This window comes from Brevundimonas vesicularis (assembly GCF_027105095.1).
GTDB lineage: Bacteria > Pseudomonadota > Alphaproteobacteria > Caulobacterales > Caulobacteraceae > Brevundimonas > Brevundimonas vesicularis_E.
The window spans coordinates 221,424-248,297 of the sequence record NZ_CP114278.1 but is presented as its reverse complement, the minus strand read 5'-3'; the positions used below and the strand labels follow the sequence as shown (position 1 = coordinate 248,297).

The following is a 26,874-nucleotide window of genomic DNA, read 5'->3' as shown; positions in this document are numbered from 1 at the left end:
CCGCCGCGAGACGGATCGCGGGCCTAGACTTTGGTCGGGTCGGGGGCGGCTTCGATCGGGGAGGCTTCGTCCTGCAGCGCCGCGCGGTGACGCTTCTGCCAGCGCGCCACCCCATAGGCGACCAGCCACAGGGCCATGGCCCAGGCCGCGCCGACCGCCCAGCCGGCGAAGACGTCGGTGGCCCAGTGGGCGCCCAGATAGATGCGCGTCAGCCCGACCAGCAGAGCCAGCAGAATGCCGACGCCCAGGACGAAGACCTTGAATCGCTCGCGCGGGAAGGCGCGGGTCAGCATAACGGAGACGCTGAGATAGAAGACGGTGGACAAGAGGGCGTGGCCTGAGGGGAAGCTGGCGTTGATCGTCTCCACCGCCTGCATGGCCGCAGGGGGCCGGGCGCGCTCGAACACCGCCTTCAGGCCTTCCGAGAGCACGACGCCGCCGGCCAGGCCGATGACCAGCAGCAGGGACGACAACCATTTCCGTTGGCTCAGCAGGAAGACGATCACGATCAGGGCGAACAGACCCAGCACAGAGATGCCGCCCAGCGAGGTGATGTCCGCCGCCGCCTCCTTCAGCCACCACGGCCCCCACGGCCGGCCGGGATCGTCGGCATAGGGCCGCATCAGCGCCAGGACATGAAGATCGAAGGCCTGGCCCTCGCCCTCAGTCATCTCATCGGCGAGGCCGGCGAAGGTCAGAACGCCGCCGGCGACGACCAGCAGGGCCAGAAGCGCGGCGATTTCCGTGCGGGCGACCGTCAGGGCGCGTATCAAAAAGGCGCGTAAGTCAGAAAGCGTCATGCGCGAGCCAACGGCCAAGCTGGGCAGTCGTTCCGATCACGCGTTCGTGATCACGCTGTCGCAGGCGCTCAAAACGGACGTGCTGGCTTGCACGCGGGCTTTTCCCCAGACGGCTGGGACTTGTCCGACCGATTCGCCCACAATGGTCGGCGTCAACCCGTTGACGGGTCATTAGGCATATGCGCCCTATATCTGGGCTCGGGGAGCGCAGAGGCCACAAGATGATGTGGTCGCGGCGCGGGCGGCTCAAACGACTTTTTGTTCAGGACGCAGATGACCATGGCTGGCGGCGAGGCATTGAAGACGACGGAATTCCAAGGCGTTGCGGCGACGCCGACGCCGGAGCGCCCCCACCTGACCGTGGTCAAATCGGTCCAGGTCGACCGCTCGCGCGACGATCTGCTGACCGACTTCGGCAAGAAGACGCTGGAAGATCGCTATCTGCTGCCGGGCGAAAGCTATCAGGACATGTTCGCGCGCGTCTCGACCGCCTTCTCGGACGACGCCGAACACGCCCAGCGCCTGTACGACTATATGAGCCGCCTGTGGTTCATGCCGGCGACCCCGGTCCTGTCGAACGGCGGCGCGGATCGCGGCCTGCCGATCTCCTGCTTCCTGAACGCGGTGGGCGACAGCCTGGACGGCATCCAGAACGTCTGGAACGAGAACGTGGCCCTGGCCTCCAACGGCGGCGGCATCGGCACCTATTGGGGCGGCGTTCGCTCCATCGGCGAAAAGGTGAAGGGCGCGGGCAAGACGTCAGGCATCATCCCCTTCATCCGCGTGATGGACAGCCTGACGCTGGCGATCAGCCAGGGTTCGCTGCGCCGCGGTTCGGCCGCCGTCTATCTGGACATCCACCACCCGGAAATCGAAGAGTTCCTGGAGATCCGCAAACCGTCGGGCGACTTCAATCGCAAGTCCCTGAACCTGCACCACGGCATCAACGTCACCGACGAGTTCATGGAGGCGGTCAAGGTCGGCGGAACCTTCGATCTGAAGTCCCCCAAGGACGGCGCGGTCATGAAGACCGTCGACGCCCGTTCGCTGTGGACCAAGCTGCTCGACATCCGCATGCAGACCGGCGAGCCCTATCTGATCTTCTCGGACACGGTGAACCGCCAGATGGCGCCGCACCAGCGCGACCTGGGCCTGAAGGTCAAACAGTCGAACCTGTGCGCCGAGATCATGCTGCACACCGGCCGTGACCACCTGGGCGTGGACCGGACCGCCGTCTGCTGCCTGTCGTCGGTGAACGCCGAGACCTTCCTGGAATGGCGTGAGGAGCCGCGCTTCGTCGAGGATCTGATGCGGTTCCTGGACAATGTGCTGGAGGACTTCATCCGTCGCGCCCCGCCCGCCATGGCCGCCGCCGTCTATTCGGCCAAGCGCGAGCGTTCGGTGGGTCTGGGCCTGATGGGCTTTCACTCCTTCCTGCAGGGGCAGGGCGTCGCCTTCGAAAGCGCCATGGCCAAGTCGTGGAACATGCGCCTGTTCAAACATCTGCGTCGCGAGGCCGACAAGGCCAGCCGCCTGCTGGCCGAGGAGAAGGGCCCGTGCCTGGACGCCCAAGAGCGCGGCGTGATGGAGCGGTTCAGCCACAAGCTGGCCATCGCCCCGACCGCCTCGATTTCGATCATCTGCGGCGGCACGTCGGCCGGCATCGAGCCGATCCCGGCCAACATCTACACCCATAAGACCCTGTCGGGGTCGTTTGCGGTCAAGAACCCCTATCTGGAGCGCCTGCTCGACGAAAAGGGCATCAACACCGAGGCGGTGTGGAGCTCTATCCTGGAGAACGAAGGTTCGGTCCAGCACCTCGACGCCCTGAACGAGGACGAGAAGGGGGTATTCAAGACCGCCTTCGAACTGGACCAGCGCTGGGTGATCGAACTGGCCGCCGACCGCGCGCCGGAAATCTGCCAGGCCCAGTCGCTGAACCTCTTCATACCCGGCGACGTCAACAAATGGGATCTGCACATGCTGCACTGGTCCGCCTGGGAGCGGGGCGTGAAGTCGCTCTATTATCTGCGCTCCAAGTCGGTCCAGCGCGCCGCCTTCGCGGGCGCCGAGGACAAGGCCGAAGAGGTGGTTGATCCCAATCAGCCCGATCTCTTCTCCCTGCCCAAGACCGACTATGACGAGTGCCTGGCCTGCCAATAGGGCCATCTGCACCGAACGATCCGAAGGGCTCCGCGACAGCGGGGCCCTTTTTCGTTTTGGAACCGCTGCTGGTCGTCCTCGTTCAAAAGCGACGAAACCATGACCAAAAGCCGTTGGACTCTCGCGCCTGCGGGTTGCAGTGTGTGTCCAGCGGATCGGTGGGGAGACCGGATGCGATTAAAGGCCTGTATTGTCGGCTTGGGGGGCGTGTTGGCGATGGCCGGCGCGAGCGCCGCCTGCGCACAGGCCTGGGCGCCCAACGCCTTCGACGCCTCGCCCGATGTCGAGGCGCGGTTGACTGAACAGACGCGTTTTCGCGTAGCACCTGACGCTCGGTTCGGCGCCCAGATCGAAATCCCGACCGCCTTCCGTCCCGACGACCGATCCGGCCTGTCCGCCAGTACGCGCAACGACGTCTGGATCGATCGCACCGACTTCACCGACCGGGTGACGCTGGAGACGGCCGGCCGTCTGCGCCGCGCCGACGGCTCGCCCCTGCCGGTCACGCCCGTCGACCGGGCCGAGCTGGACCCCGACGCCTATGACCTGCGCTATGTGCGCGGTTTCCGCGGCGCGCGCGGCCATACCGCCTCGGGCCTGGAAGTCAGCCTGACGCCCCACGCAGGCCTGGGCGTCGGCAGCGAAGGCCGTTCGGCCGAGGCCGGCGTCACGCTGAAGATCGGCGAGGGGCTGGATCGTCTGGCCCCCAACGGCCGCGAACGGTTCGGCGAGCGGCCGCGCTGGTATCTGTACGCCGCCGGATCGGGCCGGGCTGTCGGCTACAACTTCGCCCGCACGCGTGACGGCGACTACGCTCGCTCCGGCTACACCCAGGACAAGGGCAGCTTCCTGGGCGACGCCTCGATCGGGGTGGCCTATCGCAAGGGCGACATGCAGACCTCGTTCGGCGTAGTCTATCGCGAGATCGACGCCGGCAAGGGTCTGCGCGGCATGAACGGCCTGGACACCGACGTCAGCGAAGGCCTGCTGGCCTTCCAACTGTCGATCCGTCCCGGCCGCTGAGCCTTTAGCGAACCTCCGAGACCGCGACGCCCTCGCGTCGCGGATCGGCCCCGCGGTCCCAGCGCCCGTCGCGCCAGATCGCGCCATGCAGGCCCGAGGTCTCGGTAGCGTTGGGCTTAAGGGCCATGCCAGCCGCCGCCAGGGCGTCGCGAATATCCGGCGTGATCATGTCCGTATCAGCCCCGACCATCTCGCCCCGCACCACCAGATTGGGCAGGGCGATCGCCTCCTGCATCGACAGGTTCCACTCCAGCGTCCCGACCAAGGCCTTGGCGACATAGGCCAGGATGCTGGACCCGCCCGGCGAGCCGATGGCGCCGACCAGCCGCCCCTGACGATCCAGGATCAGCACCGGCGTCATAGACGAGCGCGGCCGCTTGCCCGCCGCCACCGCATTGGCGGCCGGATGCCCGTCCTCCAGCGGCGTGAAGGAGAAATCGGTCAGCTGGTTGTTCAGGAAGAAGCCGTCGACCATCCGCCCGTTGCCGAAGATGCTCTCGACCGTCGTAGTCATGCTGACCGCATTGCCCCAGGCGTCCACCACGACCATGTGCGAGGTGCCGCCCGGCTCGGCGGTCTGGTCGGCCCCGCGCGGCGGCGATCCCGTCGGGGCGCCGGCCTCGACCGGGCCGTTCACCTGAGGGGCCAGAGCCGCGCGCGACGCAACATAGGCGGGATCCAGCAGACCCGCGATCGGCACGCCGACGAAGTCGTTGTCGCCGATATAGCGGTCCCGGTCGGCGTACATCAGCCGCTGCAACCGCCCGAAGGCCACCCAGGCCTCGGGGCTGGTCGCGCCCTTGTCCAGATCCGGCGTGGCCTCGGCCATACCGAGGAATTCCAGCAGCGCGACGCCGCTGGACGGCGGCGGCGGTACGCAGATCACATAGGCCTGGTAGGGCCGGCACAAGGCGTCTCGGCGCAACGGACGATAGCCGGCGATGTCCGCCTCGGTCAGACCGCCGGGACGCGGTCCTTCGCGAACCGCCGCCGCGATGTCGCGCCCGATCGGCCCGCCATAGATGGCGCCCGGCCCCTGCTGCGCCAACCGCGCGACCGTGTCGGCGTAGGCCGGGTTCTTCAACGTATCGCCCGTCTGATATCGCGTGCCGTCAGGCTTGGTGAAATAGGCGCTGGCCCAGCGAGTCCACGCCTGCGGATTGCGCCCATTGATCATGCCGGCCAGACGCGGGCTGACCCTGAACCCGTCGCGCGCCAGCCGCTCGGCGTCCCCGAACAGATCGCGCCAGGCCAGCTTGCCGTGGTCCTTCTGCGCCATCGCCAGCATGGCCACCGCCCCCGGCGCCCCGGTCGAGCGGCCCGACAACACCGCGTCGATGAAGGGCAGGGGCTTGCCGTCTTCATAGAACAGTTCGGGAGTCGCCGACGCCGGCGCCGTCTCGCGCCCGTCATAGGCCGTGACGGTCTCGGTCTCGGCGTCATAGCTCATCAGGAAGGCCCCGCCCCCCAGGCCTGACGACTGCGGCTCCACCAGCCCCAGCACCGCCTGGATCGCCACCGCCGCATCCACGGCCGATCCGCCGCGCCGGAGCACAGTCATCCCGGCCTCGACCGCCAGCGGATTGGCCGCCGCGACGAAGGGTCCGCGCGCAGGCGATGGGGCCGACAAGGCCTGCGGCGATGCTGTCGTCGCCGAGGGCGCGCCTTGGCTGGCTGTCGCGGTCTGGCATCCCGCCAGGAGGACGGGAACCAGCACAGCGGCGATCTGGCGACGGAAAAGGCGCATGGAAGATCCGAAAGCAGGGAGCGTCAGACAGGCCTAAGCCGTCGCAGACGCCACGCCAACCGCTTCAGACGCAGAAACTGCATTCCCCCGCTTGCGTCCGCCCGATCCACCGGCTAAAGACCCGCCCTCGCCGCAAGGCAGCCGCACCCGTAGCTCAGCTGGATAGAGCATCAGACTACGAATCTGAGGGTCGGGCGTTCGAATCGCTCCGGGTGCGCCATCTTTTTCAACGACTTAGTGGACGAGGCGCGTGTTTTGATCCGCGCTGTTACAGTCGTTTTACACCCTTCGTTACAGTCTGCGTTCACGTCCCGTTCGAAGACCGTTTTCTCTCTGCCTTGAGCGCTACGACATTATCGACTCGGTCCTGTCCGCTGTCCGCCATGCGGCGACGCTGCGCCTGCCGGCGGTAAATCCGCGCCGCTCGTTCGGTGGTGTGTTCAAGCTGCGCCATGATTTCGGCATCAGATGCACCTGCGTACGCGAGTTCAAGCCCACGGGCATGGCGCAGGCCATGAGGTGTAAGATTGGGACGAGCGCGCTTAGTCTTAGCCAGCGCAGTGGCCAGGCGGGTGACAGCCTGATTAAGAGCGCGCACCTTCCAGGGGTGGCCGCGTTGGTTGTATGCGATGGTAAGAGCTTTGGTGGGCGTGCTCTCCAAAAAGGCAGAGAGGCGGTTGTCTTCACGTTTGTCGCACAAAACCTTACGCTTCTCGGTCGTCCAGTAGAGCCGGCGCTGGGGGAAACCGTCATCATCTTGCGCGATGATTCGAGCGCTCAGCGGGATGTTGCAGATTGTACCCCGACGGAAGCCGCCCCAGCGCCCTAGAGCCACGGCACGGGCCAGACCCGGCATGTTGCGCCGAAGGGCTAGCGCGATGAACGCGTCCACTTCCTCGTCTGTCCAGGCAAGGTTCACCTCATCAGCGTCATGAGGCGGAGCCAGCTTTTTCAGCCCCAAAAAAGGGTTGGTCTTTATGCGGTCGTCCTCAATGGCCGGCTTCAGGGCGTTTTTGAGCATCTGAACGCGGTCATTCGTGGCTTTATGGCCACGCGGCGCCCAAAGATCACGCAGGTCTCTTACCCAACCTTTATCAACTTCAGCGAGGCGAACGTCGCCGACGTCTACCTCGATCTCATTGAGTAGGCGCCCATATTCTATCTGTGTCGACTGGGCGAGCCCGATAAAATCGGCGGACTTTCTGTAGCGCTGGATAGCGCCGCCTACAGTCCCCGCCCTCGGCGTCTGAGCGGCTTGCGCCCTGGCGAGTCGAGCGAGAATCGCATCGACCTCGGCCTTCAGTTCTGGGGAACCATCGAGTGACCGCAGAGGGCCCTCACGGTGGTTCCCTTTGCGAAAATAGAGATCGACGGTGCCGTCCGGGCGTCGGATGCGCTGGACGTATTTAACCTTATCCATCGCGCGCTTCATCATTCAGTGACTGGCGGCTTTGGCTCAGACGATTAAGGGTACGGGCCCGAACCTTATCCAGCGCTGAGGTTCGACGTTCGTCGCTTTCGGCCTCGATGTTCGAAAGCGACGGAGCCGCTGGCGCAGCGTGTTTGATCGTTTTGGGCGGCAGGCTCGCAACCCATTCGTCGATCTGAAAACGGTTGTAGCGGATCACGCTGGCTCCCACATCAACAGGAGCCACCGTGCAAATCTTGGAAATCGTGGACCACGACAGCGCCAAGTAGGCGCTCAACTGCTCTTTCGTGAGCAGAAGCGGCCAGAACACTGGGGGTGCGGACGGTCGGCCTTCTTGGTCGATCTGTCCCGAGGGCAACAGGTGAAAGGCGACGGCCTTAAGTTGCGACCAATCTGTTGACGCCTTGTCGGCGGACGGGGAGGGGCGAGGGCGCATTGACGACAGACAATAGGTGTGCGGGCTCGGGATTGAGCGGTGCCTCCCTCGGTTGTCGTCACTGCCGAGGGAGAACATGATAGGAGCTGGTTATAGCAGGCCCTGCTGAATAAGCAACAGTGGATCTGGATTAACATACTGTTATTGTAAAGGAATTTTCTTCAGTCGCGTCGCTTTTGTTTAGTGCCCCCGTGAGGCGGGTGTGGTGGCATAGGCCGTCATAAAATCGAACATCGCGGCGGCTTCCTCGGACGACGCTAACGTTACATAGACGGCGACAGTCCAGCAGGGGCCGGGAGGGATCTGACCGAACTCGACCATGACCGCCTCCAGGGGCGTGACCTCGTCGTTAGCAGTGCTGATGTAGTCAATCAGGTCAGACTGAACGCATTGGCCGAGCCAGACAGCTTCAGCTTCACTGGTGCACCCATCGATTTTTATGATCGACATGACCCAGCCGTCTTCGAGCGGCTTGGTGCCGACGAGGACGCGCTGGTGGCGTGGAGTGACCTCGAGAGCCATAAAATGGCGCTGCAAACCTTCGCTGTAATCAACTTGGTTGGGCATCAGCGCTTCCAATCAGCGCGAACGAACGCCGCCTCCAGGAAGTTGGCCACCTTCGCCCATTCCTCACCGGCGCGCCCCTCAAGCGCTGCCTTACGCCGCACCTCGGCAAGCAGAAGTTCCCGGTCGAGGTACGCGGCCAGGCGCGCATAGTCTTCACGGCGCTGATCGACCGAAGCCACAGCGCGCTTGATCAGCCCCTCGATGTCGAGGGCGCCTTTCAAACGGTTCGCTTGGTCAGAGATCACGCGGGTGTTGCCGCGAACATAGCCAAGGGCGGGCCGGATACGATCAAGTGATGGCGAATTTGGCGACCGCATCTCGCCAATGACGAGTGGCACGCCCAGGGCTGGGCAGATCGAAGGCACAACCACATCGCTCACATCCAGATCGAACGGCAGCCCGCGACGGGCTGCACGCTGGCGGGCGCGGCTATGGAGCGCGACGGCCGGCGTCACTCGCCGCTGAACCTTGAGATAGCGACGCATATAGGCGGCATTGCACTTTGCGCAGGTCGAGCGCTGAAGGCATGCGCCGTGGATAGGGCAAGAGGGGTTGGGCGGATCGTAAACAGTCATGTAAGACACCTTCATCAGATTGAGCCTAGCAATTCAAACTTGGGCTAAAGAGTCAAATTGAATCATGAAGGCGCTTAGGAAGAAGCCAGCAGACCATCCGACGGGCGCCCAGTTGCGGGCGGCGCGAGGGCTGTTGAACATGTCGGTATTGGACCTAGCTGAGCGCACAGGTCTGGCGCCAAATACGGTTAAGCGGGCCGAGGGCGACAACGGACCCGCGCCCGTAAACACCGCCAATGCCAAGCTTATGGTTGCGACGCTTCAGGCTGCCGGCGCCGTGTTCCTACCCGCCGAAGGCGATATGGGCGCTGGGGTGCGCCTCGCGGCGTCGTCTCAGCCTGCCTTGGCTAAACGTCGGGTGCGGGATTAGTCGGAGCGCTAGTTGCAGCAGACTTTCGTTTGCCTGCACCCACGTTAGTCTGCGTTTCGGGTCAATGTGCCGCGCCGCCGGCCGCTGGTGCTGGGGGTGAAACCCCAGCCCCTGCACCAGCGGACCTCCGGTACGCAGTTTGCTCCCGAACTTGGATGTACTTTCCTGATATCTATCAGATTTGTATGGATTAATACCAGAGTCACGTTCCGTATATTGTCAAGAAACTAGACTTGATGCGAAACGTGACTCTGATTGAGCGACTGTTTTCGTTGAGGTTTTTTGTAGGTGTCATCAACGGGCTCTCTCGCGGGAATTCCTGAAGTTGGATGACCGACGGTCTCGCCACCACAGGTTCTGGCGCCACGCCTCAACAGATGCCCAAAGCCCAAGCGGCCAGCGACCTCGCCGCCGCAAAAGCGGCTTTGGCGGCACTGGCCGTTGACCCGTTCGTCGCTACGGCGGCCGGGCTAATCCCAAGGCTCGAGGCCTTGGCGGCCGATCCAGCCGCCGCAGCCGGCGTCAAGCGCGAAGCCCTGCTGACGAATGCGCTCGACCTGTTTGACGGTGAACAATGCCCGACGTGCGACACGCCCTACGGGCCTGACGCGTTCGTCGCTCACGTAAAGGAGAAGTTGGAACACTTGAAGGATGTCGCCGACCAGCGGGCGGCCCTGACCAAGGATATCGCGCCTCTCCTGACCGCCATACACGCCGCCGGCACGGGCCTCGCCACCATCATTCCCTATGTCGCGCAGTTGCAGCCGCCCGTGGACGGCAAGCCGTTGGCAGATTTCAAGCAGGTCTTGGTGGGCCGCTACCAGCAACTGCAGGTACTCGTGCCCCTTGAGGATACCAGTGCCGTCCTCGCCGTCGCCTATGAGGTGGCGGACCTGACGCCGACGCTTGATGCGCTGGGCGACGCCATCAACGCTTTACCGGAGCCGACCGCTCAGGACGCGGCGCGTCAGTTCCTCACAATCGCTGAGGAACGGTTGATCCAGTTTCGAGCGGCGCGCCAAGCCCATGCAGTCGGCAAGGAAAAGGCGACGAAGGCAGCCCGAGTCCACGCCGTCTTCAATGCTGAGACGACCAAGGCCCTTGAGGCGATCTATAACCAAGTCCAAGATCGGTTCGCCGAATTCTACCGCGAACTCAACAAGGACGACGAGAGCGCCTTTACGGCCAAGCTGATCCCGTCCTTGGGCAAACTCGGTTTCGACGTCGACTTCTATGGGCGCGGCCAATTCCCGCCCGGCGCCTATCACAGCGAAGGCCATCAGGACGGTATGGGGCTGTGCCTTTATCTGGCGCTGATGAGCCATCTGCTGGGCGACGGCTTCACCATCGCGGTTCTCGACGACGTCCTGATGTCGGTAGACAAGGGGCATCGACGGGAGGTCTGCGCCCTCCTGAAGGCCCGCTTCCCGAAAACTCAGTTCATCTTCACGACCCATGACGACGTCTGGCTCCGACACATGCGGTCGGAAGGGATAATCACCGATAAGAACGTCGCTCATTTCAAGACTTGGAGCGTGGACACCGGACCAGCCGAATGGACGCACGACACCGTCTGGGACGAGATCGACGCGCAGTTGGCGGACAATAATGTGTCCGGCGCGTCTGGCACGCTTCGCCGCTACCTCGAATATTTTTCTGGCGAGGCCAGCCACCGTTTAAGGGGTAGAGTTGAATACCGGGGCGACGGACAGTTCATGCTCGGAGATCTATTGCCGGGCGCCCTCTCCGCCATGAGCGACGGGCTGAAGAAGGCAAAAGGCGCAGCCAATTCGTGGGGACAGAAGGACGTGATCGACGTAGTCGCGCAGCGGGAAGCTGTCTTCGCCGCTGCCCGTCACGCGGCCGACGCCGACCAGTGGCAGCTTAATGCAGCCGTTCATTATAACCCTTGGGCTGACCTTTCTAAGGAGGATTTCACGCCGGTTGCGGCCGCTTATAAGACCTTGGTTGAGCAATACTCATGCACGACATGCAAAGGAATGTTCCATGTCACGCCGTCCCGGGGAGCAAAGGAGGCGCTGAGGTGCGGCTGCGGCGTTACCAATCTGAACTTAATGAGCAAATCTGGCGCTTAACATTGCGACGCCGTTGACGTCTTCAAGGGCCTCGTCGCGAGATTCCGAACGTCCTCTGATGAACGCCTTCGGCCATCGCGTCTTCTGGGTGGTGACGTGGATGTTTTCGGGCGGTTGATAAGGCGCTGGGCGGCCTTCAGCGCTGGGGGGTGATAAACGGAGTTCGCCCATGCGCAGCCGCCCCCATTATATCCACTTCCGTCGTGGCCGTCAGCTTTTCGGCGTCCGGCGCGTGACGGCCGGAGACCGCCTCCAGTTCGTCGGTTCCCTGAACGGCATCGACTGCGGCACCTGGCCCACCAAGGAGGCCGCTGTGCAGGCGCTGCTGCGGCGCGCGGCGTCGAACGTGCCCTACTAGTCCTCTCGTGCTAAACTTGCGCCAGATGCTGTCACCAACCCGAGAACCCTCGTGAGCCGTCCTCCTTTGGACGAAGACGACGATGCGGTCGCCGCTGACGTCGCGCGTGCGATCCGCAGAATCTTGGTGGATCACGATCACCCGCTGACGCGGGATGAGGCGAAGGAACTGGAGGCTTTGAAGGCCAAGCTTCCGTGTCCGTCGCGTAAAACTATGCGCGACCTCGGTCGACGCCTGGCTATGCCCGAAGACCCTCAGGACTGACCGACTCCATCCGCGTGCTGGACCAAGGATGCGGTCGCCGGGTCATACTCATAGGCGGTGATAGTCTGGTTGGTGATCCGCTCCACCACCTCGTCGATGACGTGTAGCGGCACTAGGTGTTCAGTCCAGGCATCTGGTGGATCGGATTGACGATGAACCGGTCAGGCTCTGACGTCCAGATTCTGGCGATGTATTCGTAAGGCGTGAGACCGTTGAGGGTCTTGAGCCTTCGGGCGAAGTTGTAGGCGGCCATAAAGTCGGCGAGGTGCGTACGCAGTTCGTCGTGGCTGTCGTAGTGGAAGCGTTTGACGGTGGCGTCCTTGATGGTGCGGTTCATCCGCTCGACCTGGCCATTGGTCCACGGATGGTTCGGCTTGGTCAGCCGGTGCTCGATGTCGTTGGCTTCGCAGATCATGTCGAAGCGCATCTGTCGCGAGAAGGCGGTGTTGCGGTTGCGAGGCTGCTCGGCGAACTGGATGCCGTTGTCGGTCAGGATCGTGTGGATCTTGTACGGCACGGCCTCCAACAACTGTTCGAGGAACTCCCAGGCGGTTCGTCTGTCGGCCTTGTCGACCAGCTGGGTGACAGCGAACTTGCTGGTGCGATCAATGGCGACGAACAGATTGAGCCTGCCCTCGGCCGTCTGCAGCTCGGCGATATCAACATGAAAGAAGCCGATCGGGTAACGCTTGAAACGCTGCCGCTTCGGCTTGTCGCCTTCGACATCCGGCAGGCGTGAGATGCCGTGTCGCTGCAAGCAGCGGTGCAACGCTGAGCGCGTCAGGTGCGGGATGGACGGCTGCAGGGCGTAGAGGCAGTCGTCCAGCGGCAGCAGCGTGTGCCGCCGGAACGCGACGACCATCGCTTCCTCGGCTTCCGTCAGAACCGTCGAGCGCGGCTCCTTCGGCCCGGTCTTGCGATCCTCGACCGAGGTCCGCTTACGCCACTTCGCCACCGTCTTGGGGTTGATCCCCAACTCCCGGCTCAGCGTCGCGAGCGAAGCCTGCGATCGCTGTATTGCTGCTCGGACGGCGTGCGTGGTCGTGGCGCTCCCGTGACGAACCTGGCCCATATGGCTTCCTTCCATTCCAACGAAAGGATCACACCATCTAAGCCTGGGACCAAACACCTAGTCGGGCCGGGTGGACGCTATATCACCGGCGCCACAATCGACGTCAACGCCGGGCGCACCGCAGCGAGCGTGGTGTAGGTGAACTCTCAGGTTCTTTAGAATAGGCCGGCATTGTGCGTGATCGGCTCACGTCCCTGAGGACCGGTCGCCGGGACTGTTCATGAGTTGATCGCGGATTTCGAGAACAGAAGATCGGCGAAGAGGGTCAACAATTCGCCGTCCTTTATTGTGGACGGTTCCAGTAGGCGCTGGAACATGGCGCCTTCGTGGACCGCCAGAATGAGGCGAGCGACGCGGGAAGACGCGTGGGGGCGGCTCGGCTCGATTCCCCTCCAGACACGGCCGACAGCCTCTTCGATAACCGAGAGGATGCGATTCTGCCGCGCGGCGTAATGGCTCGCCACCGCAGGGTTTCGTAGGGCGTGCAGACCGAAATCCGCCTGCAGCAGATACCAACTGCGGTCGAAGGCGTAGTCGGCGATGAACGCCCTGACGAAGTTCTCCGCCGCGGGTCCCGGTCTGGACAGGGCCGACGCAATCGAGATCTCGAGATGCCGTTCCAGCCGTTTGATCGTCCGATCGTAGATGGCGAAAAACAGCTCCTCCTGGGACCGGAAATTGGAGTTGTACGCGCCCCGGCTCAATCCGACCCGATCGCAAATGTCCTCCTGTGTCGCCCCCTGGAAACCGCGTTCGGCGAAGGCTTCCAGGGCGCCGTTGAGGATACGCTCGCGCGTCTGGGCACGCGTGGGACGGCTCCGGACAAGCCTTGGGCTCAAGAGAGCAGTCTTCTGAATCATTCGATACAGGTATGTATTGAGGTGGATCCATGCCAACGCTACGGTCGGCCAAGGAGAACCTCGCTCATGACCTTGCGACCTTCCATCCTGCTGGTCCTGCTGATCTCGTCGACCTGTGCGGCCGCCTACGCTCCCGCATCCAAGGCCCAGATCTCTGACGCCAAAACCTCCGGCCTCCAGACCGTTGGTCCTTTGCCCCTGACCTATCGCGACGCGCAGGCCAGGCTCCTGCAACGCTCGGACGCCATCGAGGCGTCGGACGCCGATGTCCGCAGCCGGGAAGCCCAGGAAAACGCCGTAAGGACGCTGCGGCTGCCCACGGTGGAGTTCGAGGGCCAGATGATGCGGTATCAAAAGACCCTCTATCTGCCGCTGGGGCCCTTGGCGGATGTCGCTCAGGACTACGCCATCAGCGATCCGTTGCAGTTCCAGATGGAACGCGACAGCACGCGGCCGATCGTCACCGCCACCGTCCCGCTTTATTCCGGCGGCCGGATTCCGGCCGCCCAAGCGGCCGCTGAGGCTCAACTCGGCCAGTCCCGGGCTGAGCGCCAGATCGTCGTCGATAACGCCCTGTTGCAGATGACCGAACTCTATTTCGGGCAACAGTTGCTCACCCGGGTTCGGGACGTCCGCCGCGACGTCCTGGCGGGCCTCGAACGCCACCTGGCCGATGCGACGATTCTGGAGCGCGGAGGGTTCATCAGTCGCGCCCAGCGCCTGCAGGTGGAGGTGGCGCGTGACGACGCGGCGCGCGAACTGGAGACGGCCGAAGCCAATCTGGCCAGCGCGGACACGGCGCTCTCTGGGACCTTGAGGGCGCCGTCGGGGATCGATCCGGCTACGTCTCTCTTCGTGCTTCTCCGGCCGCTCGAGCCGCTGGAAACCTATCTGCAAGCCGCCTATCGCGCCCACCCGCAGCTGGAGCGGCTCCAGGCCCTGGAAGACCAGGCGGAAGCCGGTGTCACCGCCCAGCGCGCCGAGCTTCTGCCGACGGTCTATGGCTTCGCCCAGTACAACTTTGATCGTCGGGACACCTTGTTGACCGATCCGGACTGGTCCGTGGGGGTCGGTCTCCGTTACACCCTCTTCTCCGGCGTCGATCGCTCGCAGAACGTCCGCGCCGCGCGCGAGAAGGTCGCTCAGGCCCAGGCGGGGCTGCGCGAGGCGCAAAGCCAGATCGAGATCGGCGTGACCCGATCCTGGAACGACGCGGAAGCGGCCCGGCGGCGGTTCCAGAGAACCGACAGCGCCATCGTCGCCGCCGAGGAGAACCTGCGCGTCCAGATGGTCGGCTACCAGGTGCAGCAAACCACCTCGCTCGACGTCATCGACGCCCAACTCGGCGTCGGACGCGCGCGGATCCAGCGCGCCCAGGCCGCCCATGACTTCGTGGTCGCGCTCGCCCGCCTTCTTCATGTCAGCGGCCGGATCGAGGACATGCCCGACTATATCGACCAGGGCGAAAGGATCGCGCCATGACCGACACCCAGGACACGCCGACGCCGAACACGGAGCCGGGCGGGGAACGGGGCGACGCCGGACCGTCTCGACGGCGCCGAAAACTGCTGCCCCTCGGCATCGGGGCGCTGATCGTGGCGGGGCTCGGCGTCGGCCTCTGGCTCAGCTATCGGCCCGTTCCCGATCAGCTTCAGGGGATGGTGGATGCGCGGGAGCTTCGGATCACCAGCAAGGTGACGGGCCGGATCGCCGACTTCCATGTGGAGGAGGGGCAGCCGGTCCGGGCCGGCCAACTGCTCTACACCCTCGACAGTCCCGAGGTCGCGGCCCGCTCGGAACAGGCGGGCGGCGCCCTCGTCGCCGCCGAGGCCACGGCCGACAAGGCCGACGAAGGCGCGCGTCCGGAGGATATCCGGGCCGCGGAAGCGCAATGGCGGCGCGCGCAGGCGGCGGCGGATCTGGCCCAGACGACCTATGCCCGCACCCAGGAGATGTACGACCAGGGCGTGATCGCGGGGCAGAAGCGCGACGAGAGCCGGGCCAATGCGGTGGCCTCGACGGAGGCCGCCCGCGCCGCTCGCGCCCAGTATGACCTGGCGCTGGCCGGGGCGCGCCGACAGGATCGCCAGGCGGCCGGGGGACAGGTGCGGCAGGCGCGCGGCGCCGTGGCTGAGGTCGAGGCGGCGGAGCGCGAAACCCGGGTGCTGGCGCCGTCGTCCGGCGAGGTCGGCCGGCGGCTCGCCCAGCCCGGCGAACTGGTCCCGCAGGGGTTCCCGGTCTTCATGCTCACGGACATAGAGCATCCCTGGGTGACGCTCACCCTGCGCGAGGATCAGTTCAGCGGGATTCGACGCGGACAGACTCTGACGGGTCGTATTCCCGCTCTGGAGAACCGCACGGCCCGGTTCCGGGTGACCTTCATCGCTCCCGCCGGAGATTTCGCGACCTGGCGTGCGACCCGGCAGTCGAGCGGCTTCGACGTCAAGAGTTTCGAGGTGCGCGTCGCACCGGTCTCGCGCGTCGACGGGCTGCGGCCGGGCATGACCGTCCTGTTCGACTGGCCGCAATGATCGCGGCGTTTCTCGCCGGCGCCCGACGCGAGATCGCCTTTCTGCGCGGGAGCTTCTGGGATCTGTTCCTCGTCGTCTGGCTACCGCTGGCGCTTCTCGCCCTCGTCGCCGTGCAGATGTCGGCGGGGGTTATGCGCGATCTGCCGGTCGCCGTCGTCGACGCCGACGGCGGAAGCGTCGCTCGCGATCTGGTTCGTCGTCTGGACGCCTCGCCCGGCCTGCACGTGGCGGCCCGCCCCAAGGATATGGCCGAGGCCGAGAGCGTGGTGCGGTCCAACCGCGCCTATGCGATCGTCATGCTGCCGCAAGGGCTCGAACGCGCGGTGCTGCGCGGCGAGGCGGGCAGGGTGCTGGTCTTCTACAACGCCAGCTACTCCACGCCCTCGGGGTCAGTGCTGCGCGAGGTCGGCGCCGTGATCCAGAGCCAGGCACGGACCCTGGCCGCGCAACAGAGCGCGGCGATCCTCGGCCCGGGCCGGGTGCGGCCGGCGCCGATCCAGGTCCAGAGCCGCATCCTCTACAATCCCCAGGCCAGCTACGAGCTGCAACTGGTCGCCCTGATCCACCCGGCCTTGCTGCATCTGCTGTTCATGGTGGCGGTCGTCAGCGCCCTGGGACGCGAACTGCGAGACGGGACGATCGGCGGCTGGCTGGCCGGGCCGCCGCGCGAGGCCGCTGCGGCGGTCGTGGGCAAGATCGCGCCCTATGTGGCGATCTTTCTCGTCTGGGGCGCCCTGGCGACCATCTATCTCGCGGCGTTTCGCGGCTGGCCGGTTGAAGGCAGCGTCGGCCTGCTCCTGGCGGGCTATGTCGGCCTCTATCTCGCTTATGCGGGTATGGCCACGCTGATCGTCGGCCTGACGCTGTCCATGGGGCAGGCGCTGTCCATGACCGCCCTCTATGCGGGCGCCTCCTTCGCCTTCGCCGGGGCCGTCTTTCCAATCGAATCCGCTTCGGCCTTCGCGCGCGTCTGGAGCGCGCTTCTGCCCTACACCACCTTCGCCCGTCTCGTCGCCGAACAATGGATGATGGGCGCGCCCGCGGCGATGTCGGTCAACCTGCTGCTGATCCTGATGACCTTCGCGGTCGTGGGGTTCGGGCTGGGCCTGCCGCAATATCTGGCCGCCTCCCGCAAACCCGATGTCTGGGGGCGACGTTGATCGGCCGGGCCTTCATCGCGACGTTTCGCGCGGTCCTCGCCGACCGGTCGGCCTTCATGCTGATCGTGGTGTCGACGATCCTCTATTCCTTCTTCTACCCTTCCGCCTATTCCGGCGAGGTCGCCGTCCGGATCCCGGTCGCCGTGGTGGATCTGGACAACACCGGGGCCAGCCGTTCGCTGGTGCACAAGCTCTCGGGTCTGCAGCAGGCGGATCTCGTCGCCCGCCTGCCGTCGCCCGAGGCGGCGGACGACTGGTTGCGGACGAGAGGGGCGGGGGCGATCGTCGTCGTGCCTGCGGGGTTCGAACGTCGCATCCTGACCGGCGGGCAAGGGACGGTGGCCCTCTATGGCAACGGCGCCTATCTGCTGCGCAGCAGCACGGCGCTGGCCGGCATAGGCGCGGCGATCACGGCCGAGGCGGGCGAGGCCGCCGTCGATCAGGCGATGGCGCAGGGCGCGCCGGCGCCGCCGGCCCTGTCGGTGATCGCGCGCCCGCTGTTCAACACCCGCGAAGGATACGGCAGCACCGTCTTTCCGGGCGTCGGCTTCCTCATCATTCATCAGACGCTGCTGATGGGACTGGCGATGCTGGCGGCCACCCTGCGTGGCGAGGGGGGGCGGCTTCGGTTTGCGTCCCGTCGTCTCCTCGGCGTCGCGCTCGCCTTCTTCGTCATCGGCTGGATCGACGTCGCCTACTACGCCGGCTTCGTCTTCTGGTTCCAAGACTATCCACGGGCCGCCGCCGCGCCCGGAACGCTGATCGTGGCCGGCAGCCTCTTCGTGGCGGCGACGGTTGCAGCGGCGCTCGCCCTTGCGAGCGTCTTCCGCACCCGCGAGCGGCCCCTGCAACTGCTCATGGGCACCTCCCTGGTCATCTTCTTTCTCGCTGGACTGTCCTGGCCCGCGGAGGCGACGCCGACCTGGCTCGCCTTCCTCGCCCGACTGCTGCCCACGACGCCCGGAATCCATCTCATGGTCGGGGTGAACCAGATGGGGGCCGGCCTCGTCGAACAGGGGCGGGAGGTTCTCAACCTCCTGGGCCTCATCCTCCTTTACGGCGGCGTGGCGTGGTGGCGCTTCACCCGGCCGTCCGGAGCGCCCTCGACCGGAGCGTGAGCCACGGCGGGGAATGATCGCCCGCCGCCGCCTAGACCGGCGCCGGGCGTCCCGGACCGATCGCGAGGGCGGCGTCCTGTCCGCTGGCGACCAGCCTTCGGGCGACGAAGCCGGAGGCGACCAGATCTTTGAGAAGCGCCTCCAGGAAACCGCGCCCGTGAGGCCGCTCGCGGGGGAGGGCGACGGCCTGCTCGATGGCCTGGAAACTGTCCGGGAGCAGGCGGACGCCGGCCCGGTCGTGCGCCGCCGCCTCGAGCGTCTGGCGCACACCGGCGCAGACGTCTGCGCCGCCCTCCAGGAAGAGGGCGACGGCCGCCTGGGAGGAGGGCGTATGAATCCGTCGGGCCTGTTTCAGCGAGCGGTTGAGAAAGAGATCGTAGGCGGTGTTCAGGCCCGACGCGATCGTCACATCCGCGACGTCCACGTCGCGGACGGAGCGGAAGCGGGACTCGGAGGGAACCAGATAGGAGGCTTCGATCCGGACGTAGGGCGCGGTATAGTCCAGGACGGCGCGACGATCCGGATCGATTGCGAGGAAGGCGAGATCGCAGGCCTGATCCTGAAGCGCCGCCACCGCCGCCCCCGCCGTGGCGAGGTTCGACAGCTCCATCTCCACGCCGAGGCGCACAGCGATCTCCCAGGCGAGATCGACAGACACGCCGGCGAGAGCCCCGTCCGCCGCCCTCTGCGCCAAGACTGGATTGCCGAGATTGATCGCCACGCGCAACCGTCCCAGGGGCGCCAGTTCGGACCGGATGATCTGCATCGACACGTCCATTGCCATCCTCAAGCGCCGCACCGTTTCGACCGGTCTGGCTGACGATAGGTGTTTGGTCCTCGCCGTTCCACTCCGGCGAGAGCCGCGTCCGTCATATCCTCGTGGTCCGCAGCCGAAGCGCATTGCCGATCACGCTGACCGACGAGAGAGCCATGGCCGCGGCGGCGATGACCGGCGACAGCAGCAGGCCGAACACCGGATAGAGCGCCCCCGCCGCGATCGGCACGCCGGCGGCGTTGTAGAGGAAGGCGAAAGCCAGGTTCTGCCGGATGTTGGCCATGGTCGCCCGCGACAGGCGCCGCGCCCGGACGATGCCGGTCAGATCGCCCCTCAACAGTGTCACGCCGGCGCTTTCGATCGCCACGTCCGTGCCCGAGCCCATGGCGATTCCGACATCGGCGGCGGCGAGCGCGGGCGCGTCGTTGACGCCGTCGCCCGCCATGGCGACCACCCTGCCTTGAGCCCTCAACCGTGCGACGACCGCCGCCTTCTGGTCGGGCAGCACATCGGCCTCGACGTCGTCGATGCCGAGCTCGCGGGCGACCGCCTCGGCGGTCGTGCGATTGTCGCCGGTCAGCATGACGATGCGGATGCCCTCGCCGTGCAAGGCCTTCAGCGCCGCCGGCGTCGTGGCCTTGATCGGATCGGCGATGGCGAAGACCCCGCCGAGCGCGCGGTCGATGGCGATGTAGATGGCGCTGGCGCCGTCGCGTCTCAGAGCGTCCGCCTCCCGCGCGAGCGCGGCCGTATCGACGCCGTGTTCCGCAAGGAAGGCCGCGCCGCCGAGAAGGACGAACTGCCCGTCCACAAGACCGGTCGCCCCCTGGCCGATCGGCGAATCGAAGTCGGACACCTCGGGTATCGGAATGCGGCGTTGTTCGGCCGCGGCGACGATCGCCCGGGCGAGCGGGTGCTCCGACGCCTTTTCCACCCCGGCGGCGAAGCGCAGGAGGGGCTCCTCGCCGAAGCCGGGCGCGGCGACGATCCGGACCACTGACGGCCGGCCTTCGGTCAGGGTGCCGGTCTTGTCCACCACCAGGGTGTCGACCGTCTCCATCCGTTCGAGCGCCTCGGCGTTTCGGATCAGAACGCCGCTGGCCGCGCCCTTGCCGACGCCGACCATGATCGACATCGGCGTCGCGAGCCCGAGGGCGCATGGACAGGCGATGATCAGGACGGAGACGGCGGCGATCAGACCATGGGCGAGGCGAGGTTCCGGCCCCCAGATCGCCCATGCCGTGAACGCCGACAGGGCGATGGCGATGACGATCGGGACGAACCATCCCGAAACCCTGTCCGCCATGCGCTGGATCGGCGCACGCGACCGCTGCGCATCGGCCACCATCTGGACGATCCGGGCCAGCATGGTGTCGCGCCCGACCTTTTCCGCGCGGATGATGAGCGCTCCCGTCTGGTTCAACGTGCCTCCGGTCACGGCCTGGCCGGCCGTGCGGGTGACCGGCATGGATTCTCCGGTCACCATGGATTCGTCGATCGACGAGCGCCCCTCCTCGACCACCCCGTCGACCGGCACGGTTTCGCCGGGCCGGATCCTGAGCCTGTCGCCGATGGCGACGGCGTCGATCGGCACATCCTCCTCCCGACCGTCCCGTCCGATCCTCCGCGCGGTCTTCGGTGCGAGGTCGAGCAAAGCGCGGATCGCGCCGGAGGTCTGTTCGCGGGCGCGCAACTCCAACACCTGGCCGAGCAGCACCAGAACCGTGATGACGGCGGCCGCCTCGAAATAGACCGGGACCGCGCCGTCGGCGGTGCGGAAGGCCCGGGGGAAGAGGTGCGGCGCCAGGGTCGCGACGACGCTGTAGACCCAGGCGACGCCTGTTCCCATGGCGATCAGGGTGAACATGTTGAGATTGCGGTTCGCCAGCGAGGCCCAGCCGCGTTCGAAGAACGGCCATCCCGCCCAGAGGACCACCGGCGTCGCCAGGACGAACTGAATCCAGACAGAGACGCGCATCGGCACGAGATGGTGCAGCGCCGGGACCAGGTGAGCGCCCATTTCCAGCAGAAAGACCGGAAGAGCCAGCGCCAGACCGATCCAGAACCGCCGCGTCATGTCGGCCAGCTCGGGACTTAGGCCGAGGTCCGCCGTCGCGACCAGAGGCTCCAGCGCCATGCCGCAGATCGGGCAGCTTCCCGGCGCGTCGCGGCGAATTTCCGGATGCATCGGACAGGTCCAGATCACGTCCATGGATGCCGACGCCGTGTTTCGGCTTGCAGGTTTTCCGTGCGGATGGGGGCGGGCATGCGGACGGTCATCGGCGCTCAAGGCGTTGTTCTGGCCGGCCGATGACGCATAGCGGTGCGGATCGGCAACGAACTTCGCCTTGCAGCCTGACGAGCAGAAGAAGAAGCGCCGACCCTCGTGCTCCGTATGAACGGCGGTCGCGGGATCGACCGCCATGCCGCAGACCGGATCGCGCAGGGGCGGGCCGGCCGGCGTCGCGCCGTCCGATCCCTTAGGATGGTGATGTCGCCGGCCTGCGGCGGGGCCGCTGCGGCGATCGTCGTTGGTCATTCTTCACCTTCTTTCGCGACGACGTCGCGCTTCGCTCACTCCGATATCAGGTGAAACTCCTCGATCAGTTTCGCAATCTCGGTGCCTTCAAGCTTCTTCATCAGCAGTTTGCGCAGGAAGGCGGGGCCGGGAACTTCTATGCCTTCGCCATCCCGAAGAGGCGTGATGGCGGCGAGCAGGGTCCGAATGTCATAGGTGGAGTTGAACACTTCCGGCACGCCGCGTTCGACATTCATCAACGTATAAACGGCCTCCATCGGCGTACGCACCGAATATTCGGTGGTGAAGATGCAGTCGCGTTGTCTGGATTCCGCGAACTGGCCAATGAAGGCGAAGTTGACCGCTCCCTCCGGCACCACGTCGGGCCGATCGCCGACCTGGCGCGGCATGAAGAAGGCGGTGATGTAGGCTCAGGACCCATTGAAGTGAGGCGTGCGATCTGATTCAGGCTCCTGAGGAGTCTGGATATGAGCGACCTGTATTGGCTGACGGACGAGCAGATGGCTCGGCTGGAGCCCTTCTTCCCCAAGAGCCACGGCAAGCCGCGCGTTGACGACCGCCGGGTATTGAGCGGGATCATCTTCGTCAACCGCAACGGCCTGCGCTGGCGGGATGCGCCGTCGGCCTATGGGCCGCACAAGACGCTCTACAATCGCTGGAAGCGGTGGAGCGAGGCGGGCGTCTTCGTCCGGATGATGGAGGGCCTGTCCGGCGCCCAGACCGAACGTCGGACTGTCATGATCGACGCGACCTATCTGAAGGCGCACCGCACGGCTTCGAGCCTCGCGGTAAAAAAGGGGGCCTCGGGCGGCTGATCGGACGCACGAAAGGCGGCATGAACACCAAGCTTCACGCCGTGACAGACGTCAACGGAAGGCCCATCAGCCTCTTCATGACAGCGGGTCAGGTCAGCGACTACATCGGCGCTGCCGCTCTCGTGGACAGTCTGCCCCGCGCCCAGTGGCTGCTGGGGGACCGGGGCTACGACGCCGACTGGTTCCGGGACGCCTTGCAGGCCAGGGGGATCACGCCGTGCATCCCTGGCCGCAAATCCCGGACCGAACCCATCCGCTACGACAAGCGACGCTACAAGCGGCGAAACCGGATCGAAATCATGTTTGGCCGCCTGAAAGACTGGCGACGGGTCGCCACTCGCTACGATCGCTGCCCGACCGTCTTCCTGTCCGCCATAGCCCTCGCCGCCACAGTGCTGTTCTGGCTATGAGTCCTGAGCCTAGGGTCAGGCCGTTGTCTCGCAAGAAGGCTTCATACTGACACCCTCTGTACCGCGCCCAGTCCGAAGCGCTATTGTCGCTCCGATCTCGACACGCCCCATAGGCGGACCATCCTCGCCATCATCAAATCCGTCAGCATCTCAGCCGCGCGGGCGGTAACTGGCGAGCCCGCCTGACCGAAATAGCGGATCGATGCATCAAGGCGATCATCGCTCAGGCCGTCGATGGCCGCCTTGATATCCGTCCATTTGGATTGCCCAGGCGAAGGCTCTTCCACATCCAGGTGGCGAGCGAGCAGGAGAATCGCAGCAGTGTCTTGAGCCGACATCGACCTGTTCGATTAGGCCGTGAACCCATAAAAATTTCAACGGGCGGCCGAGGCAGCATGGCTATCGATTTACCTGAGGGATGAGCGTGCTAAGCGGGGTTTATGAATAATTCGAAACCGACTGATACGTTTATCGAGACACCTGATGGCCGTCTGTTCGCTCGCTTTTGGGGGTCGGTGGGAAGGCCAGAAGCACCACCGATAATCTTATTCCACGACAGTTTGGGCTCCGTAGACCAATGGCGGGATTTTCCATGCAAGCTGGCTGCGGCCACAGGCCGTCCCGTAATTGCATATGATCGGCTTGGTTTTGGCAGGTCCGACCCAAATCCGAGAAAGTTGGAGCCAGATTTCGTCCGGAACGAAGCATCTGCTGGACTTGCCCATATTCGGGAGGCGTTCGCGGTCGATCACATGATTCTGTTCGGACATAGCGTTGGGGGTGGAATGGCGATTGCTTCTGGCGCGACATTTGCGACCGAAACTGATGCTGTGATCACTCTCGCCGCCCAAGCATTTGTCGAGGATAGGACGATTGCCGGTATCGAACAGGCGCGGGAGATGTTTCGAGACGAGAAGCAGATAGGACGCCTCGCCCGATATCATGGTGGTAAGACGCTATGGGTCCTTGATGCGTGGATCGAGACGTGGCTTGCACCTGCTTTCGCGGATTGGTGCCTTGATGATGACCTGCGCCGGCTAAATTGCCCGATCCTCGCCTTGCATGGCGATCTTGACGAATATGGATCGCGGGCACACCCAGATCGCATCGCGGCCTTGGCTGGCGGTGGCGCGCAGGAAGTGCTGCTTACCGATTGTCATCACATGCCGCACCGTGAGATGCCAGACGAAGTGCTACGATTAGTTCGGGATTTCACCAGCAAGGTGCTTGTCGAAGCTCGTGACAAGCACGACTTTCAAACCACATGAAAATCTGATTCAGGGACGGCATGAGCCGATATGACCTGACCGACTTCGAATGGCGCGTGATCGCGCCGTTGCTCCCCAACAAGCCTAGAGGCGTGTGACGTGACCCCCTGAAACTCCTCCAGGAATAGCTAGAGTCCGCCCCTCGAAAGGACGGACAGAATGAAGCGATCACGGTTCACGGAAGAGCAGATCATCGGAATCTTGCGCGAGCAGGAGGCCGGTGTCCCGGTGGCGGACCTGTGCAGGAAGCACGGGCTGAGCTCGCCGACCTTCTACAAGTGGAAGGCCAAGTATGGCGGCATGGACGTGTCGGAGGCCCGTCGTCTGAAAGCGCTGGAAGACGAGAACGCCAAGCTGAAACGGATGCTGGCGGACTCGATGCTGGACAACGTCGCGCTGAAGGATCTGCTGGGAAAAAAGTGGTGACGCCCGCTGCGCATCGAGAGGCGGCGGCGCACCTGCAGTCGGCCTACGAGATGAGCGAACGGCGGGCCTGCCGGGTGCTGGGCATTGATCGGACGAGCGTGCGCTATCAGGCGACACGACCGGACGATGGCACCCTGCGCGATCGGCTGAAGGCCCTGGCCCAGGAGCGTCGGCGGTTCGGCTATCGTCGTCTGCACGTGATGCTCCGGCGCGAGGGCCATGCGGTCAACAAGAAGCGGGTCCAGCGGATCTACCGCGAGGAAAAGCTGACGGTGCGTCGGCGCGGCGGGCGCAAACGCGCGATGGGCACAAGGCGGCCGCTGGAGATTCCTCTGGTCGCGAACCAGCGCTGGTCGCTGGACTTCGTGTCCGATCAGATGACCGACGGGCGGCGCTTCCGCATCCTGACGGTGATCGACAACTGCACACGTGAGTGCCTCGGACTCGTCGCCGACACCTCGCTGTCGGGCCGGCGGGTGGCGCGCGAACTGGACGCCATCATCCTGCGACGCGGGCGCCCCGAGACGATCATCAGCGACAACGGCACGGAATATACGTCCAACGCCATCCTGGCCTGGGCCGACGGCACCGGCGTGGGCTGGCATTACATCGCGCCGGGCAAGCCCCAGCAGAACGGCTTCAACGAGAGCTTCAATGGCCGCCTGCGCGACGAACTGCTGAACGAGACGCTGTTCCGGTCCCTGCCGCACGCCCGTGCCGTGCTCGAAACCTGGCGGCGCGACTACAACGAAACCCGGCCGCACTCGAAGCTGGGATGGCTGACGCCGCAGGCTTACGCAGATGCGCTCAACGGACAGATCGGCCGGTCCGCTGCGCTGGTTGAAGGCTGCGCTGACCGGCCTCTTGCCAACCCCACCAACCCCAGTTCAGATCAGCAAAGGACTCTCGTTATGGCTGGATGAGAAACGGGGGTCACGTCACGTGCCGCGTGTCGATGACCGGCGCGTGCTGAACGGCATCTTCTGGGTACTGCGATCCGGCGCACCGTGGCGCGACCTGCCGGAACGCTATGGCCCGCGCACAACTTGCTACAATCGCTTCGTGCGCTGGCGAAAAGCGGGCGTTTGAGATCGGATGATGGATGCTATCACCTCCGCGCATGATGGCGACATCCAGATGATCGACAGCACTTCCATCCGGGCGCACCAACAGGCTGCGACAGCAAAAAGGGGGATCGAGATCATTGTCTCGGTCGCTCCAGAGGCGGCCTCACGACCAAAATCCATGCGGTCGTCGACGGGCAAGGTCTTCCGATCCGACTGGGCCTTGCCGCTGGACAAAGCCATGACGTCCAAGCTGCCGGTGATCTGCTCGACCATGTCGGTGCTGGAACAATCGTGCTGGCGGACAAGGCTTATGACGCCGATCGCATTCGAACAACTCTCCGCGAAAAAGGAGCGTTCGCCAATATCCCGCCCAAGTCCAACCGCAGGTCGAAACCTTACTTCAGCACATGGCTTTACCGTGAGCGGAACCTGATTGAGCGCTTCTTCTCAAAATTGAAGCACTTCCGCAGGGTAGCTACACGATACGACAAGCTGGCCGAGAACTTCCTCGCAATGGTCCAACTCGCCTCAATGCGATTGTGGCTCCGCGTTTATGAGTCTACGGCCTAGTCTCGAAGGCTGGCCGGAACCTGGCCGCCATTCTCCGCAAGCTTTCGCCAGACCGCTTTGGACAGGGCGATGTTCTGTTCCGCCGAGCCATGAGCGCCAGCGTGCACGCCCAACTCCTCGGCGAGGTCCTTGCGGGCGTCGAGGCTGGAATCCAGGTCGAGTAGCTTGAGCAGATCGACGATCGATGTCCGCCAGTTTCCGCCGCCGCCCTTCATCTCGGCCATTTGGGAGAGGATCTGGTCCACATCGACCGGTTGAGGCGTGAAGGGAGTGGCGGGCGCCGCAGGAACGGGCTGCACCGAGACTGGGGTGCTCGTGGGCGCTTGGGCCTGAGGCGTCGTGGGACGCGCCTTATGGCCGATGATCTTGTCCCAAATTCTTCCGAAAAAGCTCATGACGTCTCCTCTGAAGGTGGATGGCCCGGGCGCTAGCCCC

At 64.9% G+C, this 26,874-nt stretch carries 25 protein-coding genes, 1 tRNA gene and 2 pseudogenes; 14 read left to right on the top strand and 14 right to left on the bottom strand.

The annotated features are described in order from the left end of the window. Positions 1-23 precede the first annotated feature (23 nt). The gene (locus O2K97_RS01195; RefSeq protein WP_269220125.1) at positions 24-800 is read right to left on the bottom strand and encodes a phosphatase PAP2 family protein; all 777 of its coding nucleotides are present in this window, start codon (positions 798-800) and stop codon (positions 24-26) included. A gap of 273 nt (positions 801-1,073) precedes the next feature. Here O2K97_RS01195 and O2K97_RS01190 point away from each other — a divergent pair, with 273 nt between their 5' ends. Both O2K97_RS01190 and O2K97_RS01185 read left to right on the top strand, forming a co-directional pair. After that, positions 1,074-2,963 carry a ribonucleoside-diphosphate reductase subunit alpha gene (locus O2K97_RS01190; protein WP_269220124.1) on the top strand — a complete coding sequence of 630 codons (1,890 nt, stop codon included), beginning with the start codon at positions 1,074-1,076 and terminating at the stop codon, positions 2,961-2,963. Positions 2,964-3,179: 216 nt separating this feature from the next. Continuing rightward, entirely contained in the window at positions 3,180-3,986 is an 807-nt protein-coding gene (locus O2K97_RS01185; protein ID WP_220116689.1) for a lipid A-modifier LpxR family protein, read from the top strand. 4 nt (positions 3,987-3,990) lie between these two features. On the opposite strand, the gene O2K97_RS01180 is transcribed toward O2K97_RS01185, so the two are convergent. Then, entirely contained in the window at positions 3,991-5,733 is a 1,743-nt protein-coding gene (locus O2K97_RS01180) for a gamma-glutamyltransferase family protein (protein WP_269220123.1), read from the bottom strand. A gap of 143 nt (positions 5,734-5,876) precedes the next feature. Between O2K97_RS01180 and O2K97_RS01175 the strand changes: the two genes are divergently transcribed. Beyond that, positions 5,877-5,953: transfer RNA gene (locus O2K97_RS01175), tRNA-Arg, on the top strand. An 84-nt stretch (positions 5,954-6,037) separates the two neighbouring features. Here O2K97_RS01175 and O2K97_RS01170 read toward each other — a convergent pair. The 4 genes from O2K97_RS01170 to O2K97_RS01155 all read right to left on the bottom strand — a co-directional run bounded on the left by O2K97_RS01170 (position 6,038) and on the right by O2K97_RS01155 (position 8,650). Further along, complete coding sequence (locus tag O2K97_RS01170) at positions 6,038-7,168, bottom strand: site-specific integrase (protein WP_017505057.1); 1,131 nt, start codon at positions 7,166-7,168, stop codon at positions 6,038-6,040. Beyond that, positions 7,146-7,439 carry a hypothetical protein gene (locus O2K97_RS01165; protein WP_155966031.1) on the bottom strand — a complete coding sequence of 98 codons (294 nt, stop codon included), beginning with the start codon at positions 7,437-7,439 and terminating at the stop codon, positions 7,146-7,148. The genes O2K97_RS01170 and O2K97_RS01165 overlap by 23 nt, the downstream gene beginning before the upstream one ends. A 339-nt stretch (positions 7,440-7,778) precedes the next feature. Further along, positions 7,779-8,165 (bottom strand): hypothetical protein, encoded by a 387-nt coding sequence (locus tag O2K97_RS01160; RefSeq protein ID WP_017505059.1) that lies wholly within the window; start codon positions 8,163-8,165, stop codon positions 7,779-7,781. Further along, the gene (locus O2K97_RS01155; RefSeq protein ID WP_017505060.1) at positions 8,165-8,650 is read right to left on the bottom strand and encodes a hypothetical protein; all 486 of its coding nucleotides are present in this window, start codon (positions 8,648-8,650) and stop codon (positions 8,165-8,167) included. Before O2K97_RS01155 ends, O2K97_RS01160 begins: the two co-directional genes overlap by 1 nt. Positions 8,651-9,439: 789 nt before the next feature. Here O2K97_RS01155 and O2K97_RS01150 point away from each other — a divergent pair. Beyond that, positions 9,440-11,206, top strand: a complete 1,767-nt coding sequence (locus O2K97_RS01150) for a hypothetical protein (protein WP_269220122.1) — start codon at positions 9,440-9,442, stop codon at positions 11,204-11,206. A 169-nt stretch (positions 11,207-11,375) separates the two neighbouring features. Continuing rightward, positions 11,376-11,564, top strand: coding sequence for a hypothetical protein (locus O2K97_RS01145; RefSeq protein WP_003168750.1), 189 nt, complete (start codon positions 11,376-11,378; stop codon positions 11,562-11,564). 254 nt (positions 11,565-11,818) lie between these two features. Here the strand turns inward: O2K97_RS01145 and O2K97_RS01140 are convergent, their stop codons facing one another. The 3 genes from O2K97_RS01140 to O2K97_RS01130 all read right to left on the bottom strand — a co-directional run bounded on the left by O2K97_RS01140 (position 11,819) and on the right by O2K97_RS01130 (position 13,760). After that, the gene (locus O2K97_RS01140; RefSeq protein ID WP_003168748.1) at positions 11,819-11,941 is read right to left on the bottom strand and encodes a hypothetical protein; all 123 of its coding nucleotides are present in this window, start codon (positions 11,939-11,941) and stop codon (positions 11,819-11,821) included. Further along, positions 11,941-12,900 carry an IS481 family transposase gene (locus O2K97_RS01135; protein WP_026108399.1) on the bottom strand — a complete coding sequence of 320 codons (960 nt, stop codon included), beginning with the start codon at positions 12,898-12,900 and terminating at the stop codon, positions 11,941-11,943. Before O2K97_RS01135 ends, O2K97_RS01140 begins: the two co-directional genes overlap by 1 nt. A 218-nt stretch (positions 12,901-13,118) precedes the next feature. Continuing rightward, positions 13,119-13,760 (bottom strand): TetR/AcrR family transcriptional regulator, encoded by a 642-nt coding sequence (locus O2K97_RS01130; protein ID WP_269220121.1) that lies wholly within the window; start codon positions 13,758-13,760, stop codon positions 13,119-13,121. A 66-nt stretch (positions 13,761-13,826) separates the two neighbouring features. Here O2K97_RS01130 and O2K97_RS01125 point away from each other — a divergent pair, with 66 nt between their 5' ends. Genes O2K97_RS01125 through O2K97_RS01110 form a run of 4 tightly spaced genes read left to right on the top strand, consistent with a single transcriptional unit; the run spans position 13,827 to position 18,569 of the window. Next, the gene (locus tag O2K97_RS01125; protein WP_017505075.1) at positions 13,827-15,242 is read left to right on the top strand and encodes a TolC family protein; all 1,416 of its coding nucleotides are present in this window, start codon (positions 13,827-13,829) and stop codon (positions 15,240-15,242) included. Continuing rightward, positions 15,239-16,291 (top strand): HlyD family secretion protein, encoded by a 1,053-nt coding sequence (locus O2K97_RS01120; RefSeq protein WP_017505076.1) that lies wholly within the window; start codon positions 15,239-15,241, stop codon positions 16,289-16,291. The genes O2K97_RS01125 and O2K97_RS01120 overlap by 4 nt, the downstream gene beginning before the upstream one ends. Continuing rightward, positions 16,288-17,451, top strand: a complete 1,164-nt coding sequence (locus O2K97_RS01115) for an ABC transporter permease (protein ID WP_003166883.1) — start codon at positions 16,288-16,290, stop codon at positions 17,449-17,451. Before O2K97_RS01120 ends, O2K97_RS01115 begins: the two co-directional genes overlap by 4 nt. Continuing rightward, positions 17,448-18,569: an ABC transporter permease gene (locus tag O2K97_RS01110; protein WP_017505077.1), complete on the top strand. Its 1,122-nt coding sequence runs from the start codon at positions 17,448-17,450 to the stop codon at positions 18,567-18,569. Before O2K97_RS01115 ends, O2K97_RS01110 begins: the two co-directional genes overlap by 4 nt. Positions 18,570-18,600: 31 nt before the next feature. Here O2K97_RS01110 and O2K97_RS01105 read toward each other — a convergent pair whose 3' ends face one another. From O2K97_RS01105 to O2K97_RS01095, 3 genes and pseudogenes are all read right to left on the bottom strand, one after another. Then, a complete protein-coding gene (locus O2K97_RS01105) occupies positions 18,601-19,335 on the bottom strand; it encodes a transporter substrate-binding domain-containing protein (RefSeq protein WP_167334172.1) in 735 nt (244 codons plus the stop codon). Positions 19,336-19,438: 103 nt separating this feature from the next. Then, positions 19,439-21,883: a heavy metal translocating P-type ATPase gene (locus tag O2K97_RS01100; RefSeq protein ID WP_017505079.1), complete on the bottom strand. Its 2,445-nt coding sequence runs from the start codon at positions 21,881-21,883 to the stop codon at positions 19,439-19,441. A 35-nt stretch (positions 21,884-21,918) separates the two neighbouring features. Further along, a pseudogene (locus O2K97_RS01095) lies at positions 21,919-22,290 on the bottom strand (oleate hydratase); the annotation flags it as partial. Between the two features lie 60 nt (positions 22,291-22,350). Between O2K97_RS01095 and O2K97_RS01090 the strand changes: the two are divergent. Further along, positions 22,351-23,108 (top strand): IS5 family transposase gene (locus O2K97_RS01090; RefSeq protein ID WP_112862666.1). Its coding sequence is split into 2 segments (ribosomal slippage): positions 22,351-22,672 and positions 22,672-23,108, totalling 759 coding nucleotides; the frame shifts between segments, so codons are not numbered across the junction. Positions 23,109-23,188: 80 nt separating this feature from the next. On the opposite strand, the gene O2K97_RS01085 is transcribed toward O2K97_RS01090, so the two are convergent. After that, positions 23,189-23,446, bottom strand: a complete 258-nt coding sequence (locus O2K97_RS01085; RefSeq protein WP_269220120.1) for a hypothetical protein — start codon at positions 23,444-23,446, stop codon at positions 23,189-23,191. 102 nt (positions 23,447-23,548) lie between these two features. Here O2K97_RS01085 and O2K97_RS01080 point away from each other — a divergent pair, with 102 nt between their 5' ends. The 4 genes and pseudogenes from O2K97_RS01080 to O2K97_RS01070 all read left to right on the top strand — a co-directional run bounded on the left by O2K97_RS01080 (position 23,549) and on the right by O2K97_RS01070 (position 26,439). After that, positions 23,549-24,376: an alpha/beta fold hydrolase gene (locus O2K97_RS01080; RefSeq protein WP_051034419.1), complete on the top strand. Its 828-nt coding sequence runs from the start codon at positions 23,549-23,551 to the stop codon at positions 24,374-24,376. Between the two features lie 159 nt (positions 24,377-24,535). Beyond that, entirely contained in the window at positions 24,536-24,802 is a 267-nt protein-coding gene (locus O2K97_RS15670; RefSeq protein ID WP_419466127.1) for a transposase, read from the top strand. Then, positions 24,799-25,725, top strand: coding sequence for an IS3 family transposase (locus tag O2K97_RS01075; RefSeq protein ID WP_419466126.1), 927 nt, complete (start codon positions 24,799-24,801; stop codon positions 25,723-25,725). Before O2K97_RS15670 ends, O2K97_RS01075 begins: the two co-directional genes overlap by 4 nt. Beyond that, positions 25,694-26,439, top strand: a pseudogene (locus tag O2K97_RS01070) (IS5 family transposase). The gene O2K97_RS01075 and the pseudogene O2K97_RS01070 overlap by 32 nt, the downstream one beginning before the upstream one ends. Here O2K97_RS01070 and O2K97_RS01065 read toward each other — a convergent pair. After that, positions 26,436-26,834 (bottom strand): DUF3597 domain-containing protein, encoded by a 399-nt coding sequence (locus tag O2K97_RS01065; protein ID WP_017506861.1) that lies wholly within the window; start codon positions 26,832-26,834, stop codon positions 26,436-26,438. The pseudogene O2K97_RS01070 and the gene O2K97_RS01065 sit on opposite strands and share 4 nt — an antisense overlap. Between the last annotated feature and the right edge of the window lie 40 nt (positions 26,835-26,874).